The sequence below is a fragment of the Streptomyces sp. NPDC017936 genome, assembly GCF_044328485.1.
Lineage (GTDB): Bacteria > Actinomycetota > Actinomycetes > Streptomycetales > Streptomycetaceae > Streptomyces.
This window is the reverse complement of the sequence record NZ_JBIRHK010000014.1, coordinates 224,040-241,942: the sequence shown is the minus strand read 5'-3', so window position 1 is coordinate 241,942 and position 17,903 is coordinate 224,040. Positions and strand designations below refer to the sequence as shown.

Below are 17,903 nucleotides of genomic sequence, written 5' to 3'. Positions count from 1 at the left end.
TGAAGACGGACGGCTGCGGGGGCGGACGGCCGGTCAGAGGCGTTCGACGACGGTGGCGATGCCCATGCCGCCGCCGACGCACAGCGTGGCGAGGCCGTACCGCAGGTCGCGGCGCTCCAGCTCGTCGACGAGGGTGCCGAGGATCATGGCGCCGGTGGCGCCGAGGGGGTGGCCGAGGGCGATGGCGCCGCCGTTGACGTTGACCTTGTCCAGGGACAGGCCCATGTCCCTCACGAAGCGCAGGACGACCGCCGCGAAGGCCTCGTTGATCTCGACCAGGTCGATGTCGTCGATGGTCAGGCCGGCCTTCGCGAGGGCCTTGCGGGTGGCGGGGGCGGGGCCGGTGAGCATGATGGTGGGCTCGGAGCCGGAGACGGCGGCGGAGACGATCCGCGCCCGCGGGGTCAGCCCGTGGCGCTCGCCGGCCTCGCGGGAGCCGACGGCGACCAGGGCGGCGCCGTCGACGATGCCGGAGGAGTTGCCCGCGTGGTGGACGTGGTCGATCTTCTCCACCCAGTGGTACTTCTGCAGCGCCACCGCGTCGAAGCCGCCCAGTTCGCCGATGTCCGCGAAGGACGGCTTCAGCCCGCCCAGCGAGTCGGCGGTGGTGCCGGGGCGCGGGTGCTCGTCGTGGTCCAGCACGACCAGACCGCTGCGGTCCCTCACCGGCACGACGGAGCGGTCGAAGCGGCCCTCCTTCCAGGCCGTGGCCGCGCGCTCCTGGGACAGCGCCGCGTACTCGTCGACGTCACGCCGGGAGAAGCCCTCGACGGTGGCGATGAGGTCGGCGCCGATGCCCTGGGGGGCGAATCCGGTGGCGTGGCCGGTGCGCGGGTCCAGCGCCCAGGCGCCGCCGTCACTGCCCATGGGCACCCGGGACATCGACTCCACGCCGCCCGCCAGGACCAGGTCCTCCCAGCCCGAACGGACCTTCACGGCGGCCAGGTTGACGGCCTCCAGGCCCGAGGCGCAGAAGCGGTTCTCCTGCACGCCCGCCACCGTCTCCGGCAGACCCGCGAGGATCGCGGCGGTGCGGGCGATGTCCGCGCCCTGGTCGCCCAGCGGGCTGACCACGCCGAGCACGATGTCGTCGATCGCGGCCGGGTCGAGGCCGGGGAAGCGGCGGAGGGACTCGTGGATCAGGCCGACGACCAGGTCGATCGGCTTCGTGCCGTGCAGGGCGCCGTTCGCCTTGCCGCGCCCGCGCGGGGTGCGGATCGCGTCGTACACGTACGCTTCGGTGCTCACCTTGGGTGCCCTCCATGTCGGGTCTGGACGAAGCCGCGAACGCCACACGGGTGTCATCGAGGGGGGTCGGCCGGCGCTCGACCGAGCAGCGAGCGGCCGATGATCTCCTTCATGATCTCGGTGGTGCCGCCGTAGATGGTCTGGATGCGGCTGTCGAGGAACGCCCGGGCCACCCGGAACTCGCTCATGTAGCCGTATCCGCCGTGGAGTTGAAGACAGCGGTCGACGACGCGCTTCTGCAGTTCGGTGGCCCACCACTTGGCCATCGAGGCGTGCACGGCGTCGAGCCGGCCCTGGTTGTGCTCGGCGACGCAGCGGTCCACGAAGGTCCGGGTGACCGCGGTCTCGGTGGCCATCTCGGCGATCTCGAAGCGGACGTGCTGGAGCCCGGCCAGCGGCCTGCCGAACGCCTCGCGCTCCTTCACGTACCGCGTGGTGACGTCCAGGATGTCCTCGGCCGCGGCGGCGGCGCCGACCGCGATGGCCAGTCTCTCCTGGGCGAGGTTGTCCATGAGGTGGGCGAAGGCCCGGTTCTCCTCGCCCAGCAGGTTCTCCTTGGGGACGCGCACGTCGTGGAAGAACAACTCGGCGGTGTCCTGGGCCTTCTGGCCGATCTTGTCGAGGTTGCGGCCGCGTTCGAAGCCCTCCGCGCCGCGTTCGACGACGAGCAGGCTCTGTCCGCCGCTGCCGCCCTCGGGCGTGGTGCGGGCCACGACGATCACGAGGTCGGCGAGGATGCCGTTGGAGATGAAGGTCTTCGCGCCGTTGAGCAGGTAGTGGTCGCCCCGGTCGGTGGCGGTGGTGCGGATGCCCTGCAGGTCGGACCCGGCGCCGGGTTCCGTCATGGCGATGGCGGTGACGATGTCGCCGGAGGTGAACCCGGGCAGCCAGCGGCGCTTCTGCTCCTCGGTGGCGAGCCGGGTCAGGTACGGGCCGACGATGTCGTTGTGCAGGCTCAGGGCCAGGCCGGAGGCGCCGGCGCGGGCGAACTCCTCGATGAGGACGGCGCTGTAGCGGAAGTCGCCGGTCCCGCCGCCGCCGTACTCCTCGTCGACGGCCATGCCGAGCAGGCCCTGGCGGCCCGCCGAGCGCCACACCCCGCGGTCGACGACGCCGTCCTTCTCCCAGCGTTCGTGGTGCGGGGCCACCTCCTTGGCGAGGAAGGTCCGCACCGTCTCGCGGAAGGCCTCGTGGTCGGGGCCGTACAGGTCTCGTTCCCTCGTCACAGCCAGCTCCTCACGCGCTCGATCAGCCGGGCGGGATCGGGACCGACGGGGGTGACGTTGAGCATGGTCACGCCCGCCTCCCGGAAGACCTCGACGCGGTCGCGGACGTAGCCCTCGGGGCCGGCCAGGCAGAGGAGCTCCAGCAGCTCGGCTGGCACGGCGGCCTCCGCGTCCTTCTTGCGGCCCGCGAGGTAGTGCTCCTGGACGGCGGCCGCGGCGGACTCGTAGCCGTAGGAGCGGACCAGGTCGTGGTAGAAGTTGCGGCCGGGCGCGCCCATGCCGCCGACGTAGAGGGCGACGGTGGGGCGCATCAGGTCGCGGACGGCCTCGGCGTCGTCGCCGATGGCCAGCAGGCCGCCCGCCACGACCGCGAGCGGGCCGAGCGCGGGGTCGCGGCGTGCGGCGCCCTCCGCGAGGGGGCCGCCCCAGACCTCGGCGGCGTGCTCGGGGACGTAGAGGAAGGGCAGCCAGCCGTCGGCGAGTTCGGCGGTCATCCGGACGTTGGCGGGGCCGAGGGCGGCGACGTACACGGGGACGGTGTCGCGGACCGGGTGGTTCAGCAGCTTCAGCGGTCTGCCCAGGCCGGTGCCCTGCCCGGGGGGCAGGGGCAGGTCGGTGATGCCGTGGTGCTCGATCACCTCGCGCCGCCAGATCCGCCGGGACAGCTCGATCACCTCGCGGGTGCGGCCCAGCGGGCGGTCGTAGCGGCGGCCGTGCCAGCCCTCGACGACCTGGGGCCCGGAGGCGCCGACGCCGAGGAGGGCGCGGCCGCCGGTGAGGGCGTCGAGTCCGGCCGCGGTCTGGGCGATCAGCGCGGGGGTGCGGGAGTAGACGTTGAGGACGGCCGAGCCGATCCGCATCCGCTCGGTCTTCGCGGCGAGGTATCCCATGACCGTCGGGGAGTCGAAGCCGTAGGCCTCGGCCACCCAGACGGCGTCGAGGCCCGCGGACTCCAGGGCGGCGGCCCGGTCCGCGGCGGCGCGCGGATCGCCGGCGTACGCCAGGGGCGAGGACAGTTCCATCAGCAGTGGTCCTTCAGCAGTTCGGGCACGCCCCAGTCGCGGGCCACGTCGGGGGTGTGCGCGCCGGGGACGGCCGGGGGGAGCCGCAGGGTGCCGGGGGTGTCGGAGAAACGGGGGGCGGGGGCGGGCTGGGTGATGCCGTACGCCTCGGTGTAGGTGCCGCGTCCGGTCAGGTGCCGGTGGCCGGCCGCCTCGTGCAGCGAGAGCACGGGCGCGACGCAGGCGTCGGTGCCTTCGAAACGGGCCGTCCACTCCGCCCGGGTGGCGGTCTTGAACCGGGTGGTGAACACGGCCCGCAGCGCGGACCAGTTGCGCGGGTCGGCACGGTCCGGCAGGTCCTCGCCGTCCAGGCCCAGCAGGGAGACGAACACCGCGTAGAACTGGGGTTCCAGGGCGCCGACCGCCATCCAGCCGCCGTCGGCGGTCTCGTAGACGCCGTAGTGGGGGCAGCCGCCGTCGAGCAGGTTGCGGCCGCGGGCGTCCTGCCAGGTGCCCTCGGCGAGCATGCCCCAGAACATGGCGGTGAGGTGGGCGGCGCCGTCCACGATCGCGGCGTCCACCACCTGGCCGCGGCCGGTGGCACGGGCGGTGAGCAGCGCGGCGAGGACGCCGGTGGTCAGGTAGAGGGAGCCGCCCGCGTAGTCGCCGAGCAGGTTGACCGGGGCGACGGGTGGTCCGTCCGGCGCGCCGGCCATGGACAGGACGCCCGCGGTGGCGATGTAGCCGATGTCGTGTCCGGCCAGGGGCGCGAGGGGTCCTCGCTGGCCCCAGCCGGTCATCCGGCCGTATACCAGCGCGGGGTTGACGGCCATGCACTCCTCGGGGCCGACCCCGAGCCGCTCCGCGACACCGGGCCGGTACCCCTCCACCAGGATCTCGGCGCGCGCCGCCAACGCCCGTACCGCTCCCGGCCCTCCGGGCGACTTGAGGTCGATCAGGACGGAGCGCTTGTTGCGGTTGGTCACGTCGTGGGCGGGATCGCCGCCGAGCGGCGAGGGGCCGGGGCGGTCCACCCGCACCACGTCGGCGCCCAGGTCGGCGAGCAGCATCGCGGCGAACGGCCCGGGACCGATCCCCGCCAGTTCGACCACGCGCACGCCGTCCAGCGGGCCCGAGACGTCGCGGCCGGGGAGGTCGGTGGTGTGCCGGCTCATGGGTTCCTTTCTCGGCGCACGGCGGACCCGCCGCCGCCGACCGGGGACTTACTGAGCGTTCGCTAAGAACGTAGAAGTGCGACGCCGGTCGGTCAACTCCCCCTGCAGCGAGAGTTTTCATCGATGCACACCGGGGAAGTGACCTCAGGCCGGACGCGGGACGCCCGGTTTCCCTGAGCGATCGCTAAGCTGCTGGAAGGAGGCGTCGAGGACTCACGGCCGTACGATGTCGCCGATCGCCGCCCGTCCCGAGGAGAGTCGTTGAACACCGCGCCGAGCCAGGACACCACACCGCCGGCGGAGCACTGGCGCTCCTACGGACCGCTCGACCTGCACCCGATCCTGATGCGCGCCATGGAGGCCTTCAACGAGCACGGCTACCACGGCACTTCGGTCCGGGACATCGCCGGCCGGGTCGGCGTCACCGTGCCCGCGCTGTACTACCACTACGAGAACAAGCAGGCTCTGCTGGCCACGCTGCTGGAGACGTCCATCAAGGACGTCCTGGACCGCTGCCGGGCCGCGGCCGGGGAGGCCGGGGACGATCCGCTGGCGCGCTTCTGCGGCATGGTCGAGTCGATCGTGCTCTACATGGCCCACCGCCAGCAACTGGCCTTCCTGGACACGGAGATCCGCAGCCTGGAGCCCGAGAACCGGGCGCGCTACGTCGCCCTGCGCGACTATCTCGAGCACATGCTGCTGGACACGGTCGAGGCGGGCCGCGCCCAGGGCGTGTTCACCACGCCGATCCCGGCCGACGCGGTGCGTTCGGTGCTCGTCATGTGCCAGGGGGTCGCCAACTGGTTCCGCGAGGACGGCCCGCTCACCGCGGAGGAGGTCGCCGGACGCCACGTGCTGCTGAGCCTCGGCACCGTGGGCCACCCCGGCGCGGTCACCGGCGGCTTCCCGCTCCCCTTCCCGCGGCTCGCTCCGCCCCGGACTCCGACGGCCGGCAGCGGCCGGCAGCGGCCGGGGCGACCGTCTCCGGCGCATCCCGCCCCGGAGACATCCTGACGTCTCCCTTCCACGGTGCCACCACCGACGAGAGGACACCCGCATGGACGTGCTCGAGGCCCGCGCCCGGTTCCAGGAGCTCCGGGAGCGGGACGGTCTGGTCGACCCCGCCGAACTCGACGAGATCTGGGCGGCGTTGGCCACCGTCCGCCCCGAGGAGATACTCGGTGAGTGGAAGGGCGGCGAGTTCGCGACCGGTCACCCGCTCAACGGCATGCTGGCGAAGGCCGGCTGGTACGGCAAGACGTTCGCCTCCGTGCACGACGTCAAGCCGCTGATGTGCCGGGACGAGAAGGGCGAGCTGTACTCCGACCACGAGCTCGGCAAGGGCGAGGCCAGCCTGTGGACCGTGGAGTTCCGCGGCGAGACGACGGCCACCATGGTCTATGACGGCCAGCCGGTCCTCGACCACTTCAAGCGGGTGGACGACACCACGCTCATGGGGATCATGAACGCCAAGGGGGTTCCCCCTCAGGGCCCCTTCTACTACTTCTTCCTCGAACGCGTCCCCGAGGGCTCGTGAGACGCGTCCGCGCCGCGGTCACCGAGACGCCGGGCGCCCCGTTCACCGTCCGGGACGCGGACCTCGAGGACCCGCGGCCGCGCGAGGTGCTGGTGAGGATGACCGCGGCCGGCGTCTGCCACACCGACCTGGCGATGCGGGACGCCTGGCCCCGGCGGCTCACCCCGATGGTCTTCGGCCACGAGGGCGCCGGCCGGGTCGAGGCCGTGGGCGCGGAGGTGACCGGCCTCGCGCCGGGGGACCACGTCTGCCTCACCTTCGCCAGCTGCGGCGCCTGTGAGCAGTGCGCGGCGGGCCACCCGGCCTACTGCCACGCCGCGCGGGCCCGGAACTTCTCCGGCGGGCGCGACGACGGCACCACTCCGCTCTCCCTCGACGGCACACCGCTGCGCGCCGGCTTCTTCGGCCAGTCCAGCTTCGCCACGCACGCCGTCGTCCACGAACGCGGCGTGGTCAGGGTGCCCTCCGGCCTGCCGTCCGCGGTCGCCGCACCGCTGGGCTGCAGCGGCCAGACGGGCGCGGGCACCGTGCTCAACCGGCTGCGCCCCGCACCGGGTTCCTCGCTGGTCGTCCTGGGGGCGGGCGGGGTCGGTCTGAGCGCGCTGATGGCCGCGGTGGCCGTGGGCTGCGACCCGGTGGTGGCCGTCGACCCGGTCGCCGCCCGCCGCGCCCTGGCCACCGGACTCGGCGCCACGGCGGCCCTGGCCCCCGGGGACGGTCTGGCGGCGGCGCTGCGCGACCTCACCGGCGGTGGCGCGCACCACGTCGTCGAGACCACCGGCCGTCCGGAGATGGCCCGCCGGGCCGTCGGCGCGCTGCGCCCGCGCGGCGAGCTCGCCCTCCTCGGCCTCGGCGGCGAGGTGACGTTCGACGTGACGGGCCTGCTCGCCAAGGGCGTCCGCGTCCACGGGGTGATCGAGGGGGACTCCGATCCCGGCCGCTTCCTCCCCGAGCTGATCGGCCTGCACGACCGGGGCCTCTTCCCGCTCGACCGGCTGGTCACCACGTTCCCGTTCGAGGACATCGGCGCGGCCGTGGCCGCCATGGAGGACGGCCGCGTGATCAAGCCGGTCCTCACCTTCACCTGACCGGCCGCTCCGGCACCGGGAACGACGGTGCCGGACGGCGCGTCCCCGCCGGAACGCCGGCCGCCGCACCGGCTGCCGCCCGCCGCACCGGCGGCCGGCACGAGCCGTTCACGTCGCGGGACGGCACCTCACGGGGGAAGTGCTCCCGGCCCCACGGCCTGCGCGGTCCGCGCCGAGCCGGCCGGGCCCGCCGACGGCGTGTGATTGACTGATCCGCATGGCTCCCGCCTCCCCGCCCGCCCGTCCGGCCCCGGCCACTCGGCCCCGCAACCGCAGGCAGCTCATCGTCGAGGCGGCGGGGCGGGTCTTCAGCGAGCGCGGCTACCACAAGGCGTCCATGGAGGAGGTCGCCGCCGGCGTGGGCATCACCGCGGCCGCTCTGTACCGGCACTTCCCCAACAAGTACGCGCTGTTCGCCGAGTGCGCCCACGTCATGGTGGACGGGCTGGTCGCCGCGCTCGACGGGGTGCCGCCCGGGGCGGCCCTGACGGACGTGCTCACCGCCGTCACCCGCATCACCGTCGCCCATCGCGCGTCGGGCGGCGTGTACCGGTGGGAGGCCCGGTACCTCGACCGCGAGGACCGCCGGCGTCTCGGGGTGAAGTTCGGGCGCCTCGTCGAGCGGGTCGACGAGGCGGTGCAGCGCGAGCACCCCCTGCCCGACGAGCGCCTGCGGGCCATGGCGGCCCTCGGCGCCATCGGGTCGATCACGATGCACCACACCTCCATCGCCCAGCGCCGGGCCGAGGAGCTGCTGCTGGCGTCCGCGCTGCGCGTGGCCGCGACCGATCCGGCGGCGGGCCGGCCGGGCGCGCACCCCGTCGAGCTGCCCGCCCGGCCGGTGCCGCGCACGCGACGCGCGGAGATCCTCGCGGCCTCCGTCCCGCTGTTCGCCCGGGACGGATTCGCCAACGTCACGAACGGACAGATCGCTCAGGCGGTGGGGCTGACCCCGTCCGCGCTCTACCGCCATTACCCCGGCAAGATCGACATCCTGGCGGCGGCATGCCTCCAGGCGGCGGGACTGCTGGCCCAGGGGGTGGAGCGGAGTCTGCGCGGGGTGGCCGGCCCGCACGACGCCGTCGTCGCGCTGGCGGCGACGTACGTGGCCTACTGCTTCGAGTACACCGAGCTCAACAGCGTCGCCGAGGCCGAGCTGGCCGGCTTGCCGGCCGACCTGCGGCGGCCCCTGCTCCTCGCGCAGCGGGAACACATCGCCGTCTGGGAGCAGCAGTTGCGGCTGGTCCGTCCGGAGCTGGACCCGCGCCAGGCCCGGGTGCTGGTGCACGCGGGGTTCGGCGTGGTGGTCGAGGCGGGACGCAGACTGCGGTGGCAGGACAACCCCGACCACCGTGAGGCCGTGACCGCTCTGGTCGTGGGCGCTCTGGGTCTGTCGGCCCCTCGGTCCTGAACGGGCCTCGGACCCCGGCGGCGGGGCGCCCCGCCGGGAAGCGCCTCGGGCGGGAGCCGCCCTGACACCCGCCCCTCGGCCGCGGGGCGGGCACCGGTGGGACCGGATCGCCGGCTCAGCCCGCCCTGTTCCCGGTGGGGATCGTGATGGGGGTGGTGGTCCCGGAGGAGCCCTTGTTGAGGAACAGCATGGCCAGGGCGCGCACGAACTGGTCGACCAGGTAGAAGGTGCCGGGCATGACGGGCGACAGCCCCTCACGGAACAGGACGTACGCCGGCCACGCGGTGCGGACCAGGGCCGCCGACGCGTAGTCGCGTTTCAGTCCCAGCCAGTCGCCGACCTCGTCGCTGAGGACGTAGCGCACGAACTCGTTCAGGAACCCGCGCGTGACGCCGAGGTCGATCTGCGCGGTCAGGCCGAGCAGTTCCTCGGCCAGTGCGATGCCCTCGGTCGACGGGGTGAGGATCGGGGTGAGCACCTGCGCCGACTGCGCCTCGGCGGCCGCCCAGGTCCGGGGGATGTGCTCGTACGGCACACCGAGCAGGTGGACGGCCACCTGCCACGAGTGCAGGAACGCCTCCTGGTCCGCGGCCGGGTACGGGATCTTCCAGTCGAGCAGCTTCCGGTGCACGTAGGTGCCCAGGCTGTGGAAGGTGACCAGGATGTCGGCGGCGCTGATCGGGACGGTCTCGTCGGCGACCGCCCGCCAGTGCGGCGACTGCGGCAGCAGGTGACGCACCGCGGCGTGCACCACGCGCGTCTTGTTGGCGGTGACGACGAACTGTCCCGTCGGGGTGAAGGCCCCCAGCTGGGACAGGTCGTAGCCGAACGTGAACGTCTTGGCCGCGCGGTCCTGCATGTCGGCGCCGCCCGCGGACCAGTAGACGCTCTTGGCCTCGCGCGGGATCACGGTGCTCATGATGCCGCTGCCGAGGCCGTACAGCATGAAGAGGTACGTGTCCCGGCGCCGGTTGAAGTCGGCGGCGCGGGCCAGCTTGGCGGAGTCGGCCCAGGAGGGCAGCCGGTTGACCTGCCGCAGGTACGCGGCGAACTCGGCCGGCAGGCCGCTGGGCAACGGGTCGTTGTTGTTCACCCACGACGCCCACGCCGTGTTGATCGCCGGCACGTGTCCGTTGTCGAGCATCGAAGCCATCAGAGGGTCCGCCGCGTCGTCCCAGATCCACTCCGGACCGGTCCCCGCGGCCGCTCCCGTCGCCGGACCCGTCGACGCCCACGCCCGGGCGGGGCCCGCCACACCCACGAGACCGAGGGCGACACCGAGCGACAGAGCCCTTCGCCTGCTGAGGTTCTCCATTGACTTACCTGCTTCCCTGATGGGTCAGATGGTTCCAGATGCCTTCGCAGACTTGCCAGTTGCGCGACCGATGCGTGGTGAACCTTGTCGCACAGATGTGATTTTCGATTAACATAGCGAGGTGCGTTGCGGTCGGCAATGGTGGTGACGAGGCTCGTCGCCGAGGCCGGCCGGGGCTCCGCCCGTCGCTCCGCCGCGTGACGTCGGGGCCGGCCCTCGGCCCGATCGGGCTTGACCCTCGACCTGGTCGAGGGCTCAGAGTTCCGGGTGTGGAGAGCGAGATGCGTGGCATCGGGGACATGGCCCGGAACAGCGGACTGAGCGTGAGCGCTCTGCGGTTCTACGACCGTGCCGGTGTGCTGGTCCCCGCCTGGGTGGACCCGGTCAGCGGCTACCGCTGGTACGGACCCGAGCAGGCGGAGGAGGCCCGACTGCTGGCCCGGATGCGCCGGGCCGGCATGCCCCTGGCGGACATCCGGCTGGTCCTGGCCGGCTGGTCCCGTGCCGACACGGACCTGGTGCGCGGGCTCCTCCGGGCGCACCTGCGCCGCCTCGAACGGGGCCTGGCCGACGCCCGCACCGAGTTCTCCGCGCTCCGAGAACTGCTCGACCACAGGGAGAACCCCATGGCGTCGCCCGGCACCACCACCGTCGAACTGTCCGTCCCCGCACCGGAACTCGCCGCCGCACTGGACGCGGTCCGTTTCGCGGCCGGTTCGAACCCGGATCTGCCGATGCTCGCCGGTGTCCTGTTCGACATCGAGGGCGAACGGCTGAGCACGGTGGCCACCGACCGCTACCGGATGGCCGTCGCACGGACCGCGACGACCGGGTACGACGGACCCCGCGTGCAGGCCGTCGTCCCCCTGCCCCTCGCCGACGCGATGCGGGCGCTGCTGCGGGACGGGGAACCGGTGCGGCTCACCGTGGACGACGGCCGGGTGTCGCTGGAGTCCGGCGACCGTCAGACGGCCGGCCGGTGCCTCGGCCACGACTTCCCCGACTACCGTCGCCTGGTGCGGCTGCCGGAAGGCCGCCGGGCCCTCGTCGACACGGCGGCCTTCCGGGAGGAGCTGAGGACCGGCCCGGTCCGCGCGAGCGAGCCCCGCGAGCAGGACGGTGGGGCCTGTGACATCAGTGTGCTCAGGGTGGCGGACGACGGCACGGTGACCGTGTGCGAGGACGGCGACGACGCCCCGGACGACGTCGGCGTCAACCGGGACTTCCTGCTGGACGCGCTCGCCGCCGGGGACCGCGGCGAGCTGATCCTGGAGTTCGGCGCCCCCACGGCGCCGATCGCGATCCGCCGGCCCGACGACGACACGCTCTCGGTGCTGATGCCGGTCCGCCTGGAGAACTAGGGACCGTCGTGCGCCGTGACCGGCGCCGCGGGGCTCCGCGTCGGCCCGCCGCCTCGCCCGACGGGCCGGGCAACGGCACAACGGCACGTCACGGGGGCTGACGTTCCCCGCACAAAGCCGAAGGCCCCCTGGACGGGAGTTGGTGAGACTCCGGGGGCCTTCGCTTGAGAGGAGGGAGCGCTGCAAGAGCGATCCACTCATGATCATCCTATCCGAACCGGTACCGCGCTGCCACCACGGCGGGCACGCGGCACCGAACCGTCCCGCAAGGGGCCTGCCGCGCCGCCCCGCGCCCGGGACGACGGCTCGGCCGGGGCGGCGGTCCGGGCGGGCGGGGCGAGCCTCCGACGGGATCATGGATATGCTCGCCGCCGTGTCCAGCTACGAGTACGAGAAGGACGGCGCGGCCATCTACCGCCAGTCGTTCGCCACCATCCGCGCGGAGGCCGACCTGGCGGGTCTGCCCGCCGACGTCGGCCAGGTGGCCGTCCGGATGATCCACGCCTGCGGAATGGTCGACCTCGTACGGGACTTGGCGTACACGCCGGCCGTCGTGACCGCCGCCCGTGAGGCGCTGCGCGCCGGCGCGCCCGTCTTCACCGACGTCCAGATGGTGGCCAGCGGCGTGACCCGCAGACGGCTGCCCGCCGGCAACGACGTGGTGTGCGCCCTGTCCGATCCGGCCGTGCCGGGGCTGGCGGCCGAGCTGGGCACCACGCGCAGCGCCGCCGCGCTGGAACTGTGGCGGGACCGGCTGGAGGGCTCGGTCGTCGCCGTCGGGAACGCGCCCACCGCCCTGTTCCGGCTGCTGGAGATGATCGAGGAGGGCGCGCCCCGGCCCGCCGCCGTCATCGGGGTGCCGGTCGGGTTCGTCGGGGCCGCCGAGTCCAAGGACGCGCTGGTCGCGAACGCGTCGGGACTGGAGTACCTGGTGGTGCGGGGCCGTCGGGGCGGCAGCGCCCTCGCCGCCGCCGCGCTCAACGCGATCGCCAGCGAGGAGGAGTGAGCGGCGGTCACCGGCGGCGGGGCCGGGTCCGGCCACCCACCGCCGGTGACCGTGCGGGCCGTCGCCGGGAAGGCGGAGGCAGCCGCGTACGACGGCGCCCGGCACGGCCGGCCGCCCGCTCCCCGCTCGCGCCGGGGCACCCGCGCGTCGGGCGGCGGCCGGCCCGTCGCGGGGTTCAGCCGGATCCGGGGCCGTGAACGACGCCCAGGCCCAGGCGCTCCGCCAGCCAGCGCGCCGCTGCCCGCGGGTCCGGTACGACCGGCACGTCCGCGGGGACGGGCGGTCTGCGGACCACCACCACCGGCAGCCCGGCCTCCCGTGCGGCCGTCAGCTTCGGCGCGGTGGCCGCTCCCCCGCTGTCCTTCGTCACCAGGACGTCGATGCCGTGACGCAGCAGCAGTTCCCGCTCCCCGTCGAGGGTGAAGGGGCCCCGGTCCAGCAGCACCTCCGTGCGGGGCGGCCGGGGGGACCCGGGCGGGTCCACGGACCGCACGAGGAACCACAGGCCGGCGAGGTCCGCGAAGGCGGCCAGGCCCATCCGCCCCGTGGTGAGGAACACGCGCCGGCCGAGTGCCGGCAGCAGCCGCGCGGCCTCCGCCAGGGAACCGGCGTCGTGCCAGCGGTCCCCCTCGACGGGGACCCAGCCGGGGCGGCGCAGGGCGAGCAGGGGAACATGGGCGGTGGCGGCCGCCTCGGCCGCGTGGAAACCGATCGTGCCGGCGAAGGGATGGGTGGCGTCGATGAGCGCGTCCACGCTCTGTTCGGCCAGCCACCCGGCCATCCCCTCGGCCCCGCCGAAGCCGCCCACCCGGACCTCGCCCGGAGGCAGCCGGGGGCGGGCGACCCGTCCGGCGAGGGAGCTGGTCAGCCGCAGGCCGGGCGTGCCGTGGAGCAGTTCGGCGAGGCGGCGGGCCTCCGAGGTTCCGCCGAGTATCAGTACGTGCATGGGAGTCCGGGTCCGATCATGAGCGACGAAGTACACGGCGCCGGCCAGGCGAAGGGCGGCCGCCGTGCCCAACTGGAACACACCGGCCTGCGGCCCGGCTGGACCACCGGCGCCTGCGCGACGGCGGCCACGACGGCCGCGTACACCGCGCTGCTCACCGGCGAGTTCCCCGACCCGGTGACGATCACCCTACCCAAGGGGCAGACGCCGTCCTTCGCGCTCGCGGCCGAGGAGCTGACCGGTACGTCCGCGATGGCGGGGGTGGTCAAGGACGCGGGCGACGACCCGGACGTCACGCACGGCGCGCTCGTGCGCGCCACGGTACGGCGGCTGCCCGCCGGGGCCGGGGTCGTCTTCCGGGCCGGTCCGGGCGTCGGCACGGTCACCCGCCCCGGGCTGCCGCTGCCCGTCGGCGAACCGGCCGTGAACCCCGTCCCCCGTCAGATGATGCGCGACCACGTCGCCCGGGTCGCCGCGCTCCACGGCGGCACCGGGGACGTGGAGATCACCGTCTCCGTCGACCACGGCGAGGAGATCGCCCGCTCGACCTGGAACCCGCGGCTCGGCATCCTCGGCGGTCTGTCCGTCCTCGGCACCACCGGGATCGTCGTGCCGTACTCCTGCTCGGCCTGGATCGACTCCATCCGGCGGGGCGTGGACGTGGCACGGGCGGCCGGGCGCACGCATGTCGCGGGGTGCACGGGGTCGACGTCGGAGAAGACGGTCGTCGCCGAGTACGCGCTGCCCGAGGACGCCCTGCTCGACATGGGCGACTTCGCGGGCGCGGTGCTGAAGTACCTCCGCCGCCATCCCGTGGACCGCCTGACGGTCTGCGGGGGTTTCGCCAAGCTGTCCAAGCTGGCGGCCGGGCACCTCGACCTGCACTCGGCCCGCTCCCAGGTCGACCGGCAGTTCCTCGCCGGGCTGGCCCGGCGCGGCGGTGCGGACGGGGCGCTGGCCGCCGAGGTGGCCGCCGCCGGCACCGGACTCGCCGCCCTGCACCTGTGCGCGGCCGCCGGGGTGCCGCTCGGCGACCTCGTCGCCACCGCCGCCCGCGACGAGGCGCTGGCCGTGCTGCGCGGAGCGCCGGTGGCGGTCGACGTCCTCTGCATCGACCGTGCGGGGACGGTGGTGGGACGCAGCACGGTGCGGTGAGGGACCGGCGCCGGCGGCGCCCGCCCCGCGACCGTGGCGCGGGGTTCCCGGGTCTCGTTCCCGTGCCGGGCGGGCACGGGCGCGGGTGGCGGTCCGTGCCGGGTCCCGGCCCGGGCTGCCGTCCGTCCGCCGCCACCCGGACGCCCGGCGAACCCTCGGGACCGCGTGCCCGCGGCTCCGAGGGTGTCGCTCTCGGGGAGCGAGCGCCCTGCTCAGGCGCCCACGTACTCCGCGAGGTGCTCGCCGGTGAGGGTGGAACGAGCGGCGACGAGGTCGGCCGGCGTCCCCTCGAAGACGATCCGCCCGCCGTCGTGGCCGGCGCCGGGGCCGAGGTCGATGATCCAGTCGGCGTGCGCCATGACCGCCTGGTGGTGCTCGATGACGATCACCGACTTGCCGGAGTCGACGAGCCGGTCGAGCAGGCCGAGCAGCTGCTCGACGTCGGACAGGTGCAGGCCGGTGGTCGGCTCGTCGAGAACGTAGACGAGGCGGTCGCCACCCTTGTCGGCCATGTGGGTGGCCAGCTTGAGGCGCTGCCGCTCGCCGCCGGAGAGGGTGGTGAGCGGCTGGCCGAGGCTGAGATAGCCGAGTCCGACGTCGGCGAGCCGTTCGAGGATGCGGTGCGCGGCCGGGATGCGCGCCTCGCCGGCGCCGAAGAACTCCTCGGCCTCGGTCACCGGCATGGCGAGCACCTCGCTGATGTCGCGGCCGCCGAGGCGGTACTCCAGCACCGACGCCTGGAACCGCCTGCCCTCGCACTCCTCGCAGAGGGTGGCCACGCCGGCCATCATCGCCAGGTCGGTGTAGACGACGCCGGCGCCGTTGCAGGTCGGGCAGGCGCCCTCGGAGTTGGCGCTGAACAGCGCCGGCTTCACGCCGTTGGCCTTGGCGAACGCCTTGCGGATCGGTTCGAGCAGACCCGTGTACGTCGCCGGGTTGCTGCGCCGGGAGCCGCGGATCGCGGTCTGGTCGACCGTGACCACCCCGTCCCGGCCGGACACCGAGCCGTGGATCAGGGAGCTCTTGCCGGAGCCCGCCACGCCCGTGACGACCACGAGCGTGCCGAGCGGGATGTCGACGTCGACGTCGTGGAGGTTGTTCGTCGCGGCGCCGCGCACCTCCAGCACGCCCGACGGCGTGCGCACCGACTCCTTCAGCGAGGCCCGGTCGTCCAGGTGCCGTCCGGTGAGCGTGCCGCTGGCCCGCAGGCCCTCGACGGTCCCCTCGAACACGACCTCGCCGCCCTCGGCGCCGGCCCGCGGACCGAGGTCGACGACGTGGTCGGCGACCGCGATCGCCTCCGGCTTGTGCTCGACGACCAGCACGGTGTTGCCCTTGTCGCGCAGCTGGAGCAGCAGGTCGTTCATCCGCCGGATGTCGTGGGGGTGCAGTCCGATCGTCGGCTCGTCGAAGACGTACGTCACGTCGGTGAGGGAGGAGCCGAGGTGACGGATCATCTTGGTGCGCTGGGCCTCGCCGCCCGAGAGCGTCCCCGACGGGCGGTCGAGGCTCAGATAGCCGAGTCCGATCTCGACGAACGAGTCGAGCGCGTGCCCGAGCGCGGCCAGCAGCGGCGCGACCGACGGCTCGTCGAGGCCCCGGACCCACTCGGCCAGGTCGCTGATCTGCATCGCGCAGACGTCGGCGATGTTCTTCCCGTCGATCTTCGACGAGCGGGCCCCCGCCGCGAGCCGGGTGCCGTCGCACTCGGGACACGTCGAGAAGGTCACCGCGCGCTCCACGAACGCCCGGATGTGCGGCTGCAGCGCGTCGACGTCCTTGGCCAGGAACGACTTCTGGATCTTGGGGATCAGTCCTTCGTAGGTCAGGTTGATCCCCTCGACCTTGATCTTGGTCGGTTCCTTGTGGAGCAGGTCGTGCAGTTCCCTCTCGGTGAAGCCGCGGATCGGCTTGTCCGGGTCGAAGAAGCCGCAGCCCCGGTAGATGCGGCCGTACCAGCCGTCCATGCTGTAGCCGGGGATCGTGAGCGCGCCCTCGTTGAGGGAGAGGCTGTCGTCGTACAGCGCCGACAGGTCGAAGTCGCTGACCGCGCCCCTGCCCTCGCAGCGGGGGCACATGCCGCCGAGGCGGTTGAAGGTGGCCTTCTCCGCCTTGGTCCTGCCGCCGCGTTCGACGGTGATCGCGCCGCTGGCCGACACCGAGGGCACGTTGAACGAGTACGCGTTGGGCGGGCCGATGTGCGGCGAGCCGAGCCGGCTGAACAGGATGCGCAGCAGGGCGTTGGCGTCGGTGACGGTGCCGACGGTCGAGCGGGCGTTGGCGCCCATCCGCTCCTGGTCGACGATGATCGCGGTGGTCAGGCCGTCGAGGAGGTCGACCTCGGGTCGCGCCGGCGTCGGCATGAAGCCCTGCACGAAGGCGCTGTAGGTCTCGTTGATCAGCCGCTGCGACTCGGCGGCGATCGTGTCGAACACCAGCGAGCTCTTGCCCGAGCCGGAGACACCGGTGAACACCGTCAGCCGGCGCTTGGGGATCTCGACGCTGACGTCCTTGAGGTTGTTCTCGCGTGCCCCGTGCACGCGGATCAGATCGTGGCTGTCGGCGGCGTGCTGCGCGGGCGACGGGGTGTCCGTCCGCGTGGCCATGCTCATCGTGTCTCCCTCTGTCGGTCGGTGTCGGCCGGAGTGGCGCGAGCGGCCGGTGCGTCGGCGGCACCGCGGCCCGTGGCGTCCCGGGGCCCCGGCGGCCCGGCGTGTCCGGCCGGCGCGACGGACCGGTCGCCGGCCGTCGCGCATAGTAGCCCGGGCCCGGGCCCGCGATCCGGGAATATGCGGCGGGGGCGGGTGGTGCCCGGACGGCTCAGCGCGGTTCCTGAAGGCGGACCAGACGGCCGGCGGGACCGCGGAAGGCGCAGTCGCGGACCGCGGAGCCGAGGGTGTCGCGGTGGAGGGCGAGGGCGGCGTCCGGGCCGTCGTGCGGGAGGAAGCCCGCGTGGAGGGTGGGGTGCATGGCCCTCACGCTAGGGGCGGCCCGGCGCCGGTGCTTCTCGATTCCTGACCGGTCTGGTGACCTGCTTCGCCACGCACGACGGCATCCCCTCCGTCGCGCTCGCCGCCTGCCGCCGGTAGACGCTGGGGGGCACCCCGACCAGCTCGGTGAAGCGCGTGCTGAAGGTGCCCAGCGACGAGCAGCCCACCTCGAAGCAGACGTCGGTGACGCTGAGGTCGCCGCGGCGCAGCAGCGCCATCGCGCGTTCGATGCGCCGCGTCATCAGGTAGGAGTAGGGCGACTCGCCGTAGGCGAGGCGGAATTGGCGGCTGAGGTGCCCGGCCGACATGTTCACCCCGCGGGCGAGCGCCTCGACGTCCAGCGGCTGCGCGTACTCCCGGTCGATCCGGTCGCGCACGCGGCGCAGTCGCGCGAGGTCGCTCGGGTGCTGGGCCGCGGCGGGTCTGCTGGTCACCCGGGAGATC

At 73.8% G+C, this 17,903-nt stretch carries 16 protein-coding genes; 7 read left to right on the top strand and 9 right to left on the bottom strand.

What is annotated here, in order from left to right:
- Positions 1-33: 33 nt before the first annotated feature.
- The 4 genes from ACH4F6_RS27940 to ACH4F6_RS27925 are packed head-to-tail and all read right to left on the bottom strand — an operon-like array spanning position 34 to position 4,650.
- Positions 34-1,248, bottom strand: a complete 1,215-nt coding sequence (locus ACH4F6_RS27940; RefSeq protein ID WP_397963100.1) for an acetyl-CoA C-acetyltransferase — start codon at positions 1,246-1,248, stop codon at positions 34-36.
- A gap of 53 nt (positions 1,249-1,301) precedes the next feature.
- Positions 1,302-2,474 (bottom strand): acyl-CoA dehydrogenase family protein, encoded by a 1,173-nt coding sequence (locus ACH4F6_RS27935; RefSeq protein WP_397963099.1) that lies wholly within the window; start codon positions 2,472-2,474, stop codon positions 1,302-1,304.
- A complete protein-coding gene (locus ACH4F6_RS27930) occupies positions 2,471-3,496 on the bottom strand; it encodes an LLM class F420-dependent oxidoreductase (RefSeq protein ID WP_397963098.1) in 1,026 nt (341 codons plus the stop codon). Before ACH4F6_RS27930 ends, ACH4F6_RS27935 begins: the two co-directional genes overlap by 4 nt.
- Positions 3,496-4,650, bottom strand: a complete 1,155-nt coding sequence (locus ACH4F6_RS27925; protein WP_397963097.1) for a CaiB/BaiF CoA transferase family protein — start codon at positions 4,648-4,650, stop codon at positions 3,496-3,498. Before ACH4F6_RS27925 ends, ACH4F6_RS27930 begins: the two co-directional genes overlap by 1 nt.
- 261 nt (positions 4,651-4,911) lie before the next feature.
- Here ACH4F6_RS27925 and ACH4F6_RS27920 point away from each other — a divergent pair, with 261 nt between their 5' ends.
- From ACH4F6_RS27920 to ACH4F6_RS27905, 4 genes are all read left to right on the top strand, one after another.
- Entirely contained in the window at positions 4,912-5,664 is a 753-nt protein-coding gene (locus ACH4F6_RS27920) for a TetR/AcrR family transcriptional regulator (protein ID WP_397963096.1), read from the top strand.
- A gap of 43 nt (positions 5,665-5,707) precedes the next feature.
- Positions 5,708-6,187 (top strand): DUF4334 domain-containing protein, encoded by a 480-nt coding sequence (locus tag ACH4F6_RS27915; protein ID WP_397963095.1) that lies wholly within the window; start codon positions 5,708-5,710, stop codon positions 6,185-6,187.
- Positions 6,184-7,275, top strand: coding sequence for an NAD(P)-dependent alcohol dehydrogenase (locus tag ACH4F6_RS27910; protein ID WP_397963094.1), 1,092 nt, complete (start codon positions 6,184-6,186; stop codon positions 7,273-7,275). Before ACH4F6_RS27915 ends, ACH4F6_RS27910 begins: the two co-directional genes overlap by 4 nt.
- A 217-nt stretch (positions 7,276-7,492) precedes the next feature.
- On the top strand, positions 7,493-8,686 hold the full coding sequence (locus ACH4F6_RS27905) for a TetR/AcrR family transcriptional regulator (protein WP_397963093.1): 1,194 nt from the start codon (positions 7,493-7,495) through the stop codon (positions 8,684-8,686).
- Between the two features lie 115 nt (positions 8,687-8,801).
- Here the strand turns inward: ACH4F6_RS27905 and ACH4F6_RS27900 are convergent, their stop codons facing one another.
- Positions 8,802-10,001, bottom strand: a complete 1,200-nt coding sequence (locus tag ACH4F6_RS27900) for an oxygenase MpaB family protein (protein WP_397963092.1) — start codon at positions 9,999-10,001, stop codon at positions 8,802-8,804.
- 281 nt (positions 10,002-10,282) lie between these two features.
- Between ACH4F6_RS27900 and ACH4F6_RS27895 the strand changes: the two genes are divergently transcribed.
- Together ACH4F6_RS27895 and ACH4F6_RS27890 are read left to right on the top strand one after the other, a co-directional pair.
- A complete protein-coding gene (locus ACH4F6_RS27895) occupies positions 10,283-11,362 on the top strand; it encodes a MerR family transcriptional regulator (protein WP_397963091.1) in 1,080 nt (359 codons plus the stop codon).
- A gap of 361 nt (positions 11,363-11,723) precedes the next feature.
- Positions 11,724-12,368, top strand: a complete 645-nt coding sequence (locus tag ACH4F6_RS27890) for a precorrin-8X methylmutase (RefSeq protein ID WP_397963132.1) — start codon at positions 11,724-11,726, stop codon at positions 12,366-12,368.
- 175 nt (positions 12,369-12,543) lie between these two features.
- On the opposite strand, the gene ACH4F6_RS27885 is transcribed toward ACH4F6_RS27890, so the two are convergent.
- Positions 12,544-13,314 carry a cobalt-precorrin-6A reductase gene (locus ACH4F6_RS27885; RefSeq protein WP_397963090.1) on the bottom strand — a complete coding sequence of 257 codons (771 nt, stop codon included), beginning with the start codon at positions 13,312-13,314 and terminating at the stop codon, positions 12,544-12,546.
- Between the two features lie 18 nt (positions 13,315-13,332).
- Between ACH4F6_RS27885 and ACH4F6_RS27880 the strand changes: the two genes are divergently transcribed.
- The gene (locus tag ACH4F6_RS27880) at positions 13,333-14,469 is read left to right on the top strand and encodes a cobalt-precorrin-5B (C(1))-methyltransferase (RefSeq protein ID WP_397963089.1); all 1,137 of its coding nucleotides are present in this window, start codon (positions 13,333-13,335) and stop codon (positions 14,467-14,469) included.
- Between the two features lie 212 nt (positions 14,470-14,681).
- Here ACH4F6_RS27880 and ACH4F6_RS27875 read toward each other — a convergent pair whose 3' ends face one another.
- From ACH4F6_RS27875 to ACH4F6_RS27865, 3 genes are all read right to left on the bottom strand, one after another.
- On the bottom strand, positions 14,682-17,081 hold the full coding sequence (locus ACH4F6_RS27875) for an ATP-binding cassette domain-containing protein (protein ID WP_397963088.1): 2,400 nt from the start codon (positions 17,079-17,081) through the stop codon (positions 14,682-14,684).
- 208 nt (positions 17,082-17,289) lie between these two features.
- The gene (locus tag ACH4F6_RS27870) at positions 17,290-17,439 is read right to left on the bottom strand and encodes a hypothetical protein (RefSeq protein ID WP_397963087.1); all 150 of its coding nucleotides are present in this window, start codon (positions 17,437-17,439) and stop codon (positions 17,290-17,292) included.
- Positions 17,440-17,449: 10 nt separating this feature from the next.
- Positions 17,450-17,893, bottom strand: coding sequence for a helix-turn-helix transcriptional regulator (locus ACH4F6_RS27865; protein WP_397963086.1), 444 nt, complete (start codon positions 17,891-17,893; stop codon positions 17,450-17,452).
- Positions 17,894-17,903 lie beyond the last annotated feature (10 nt).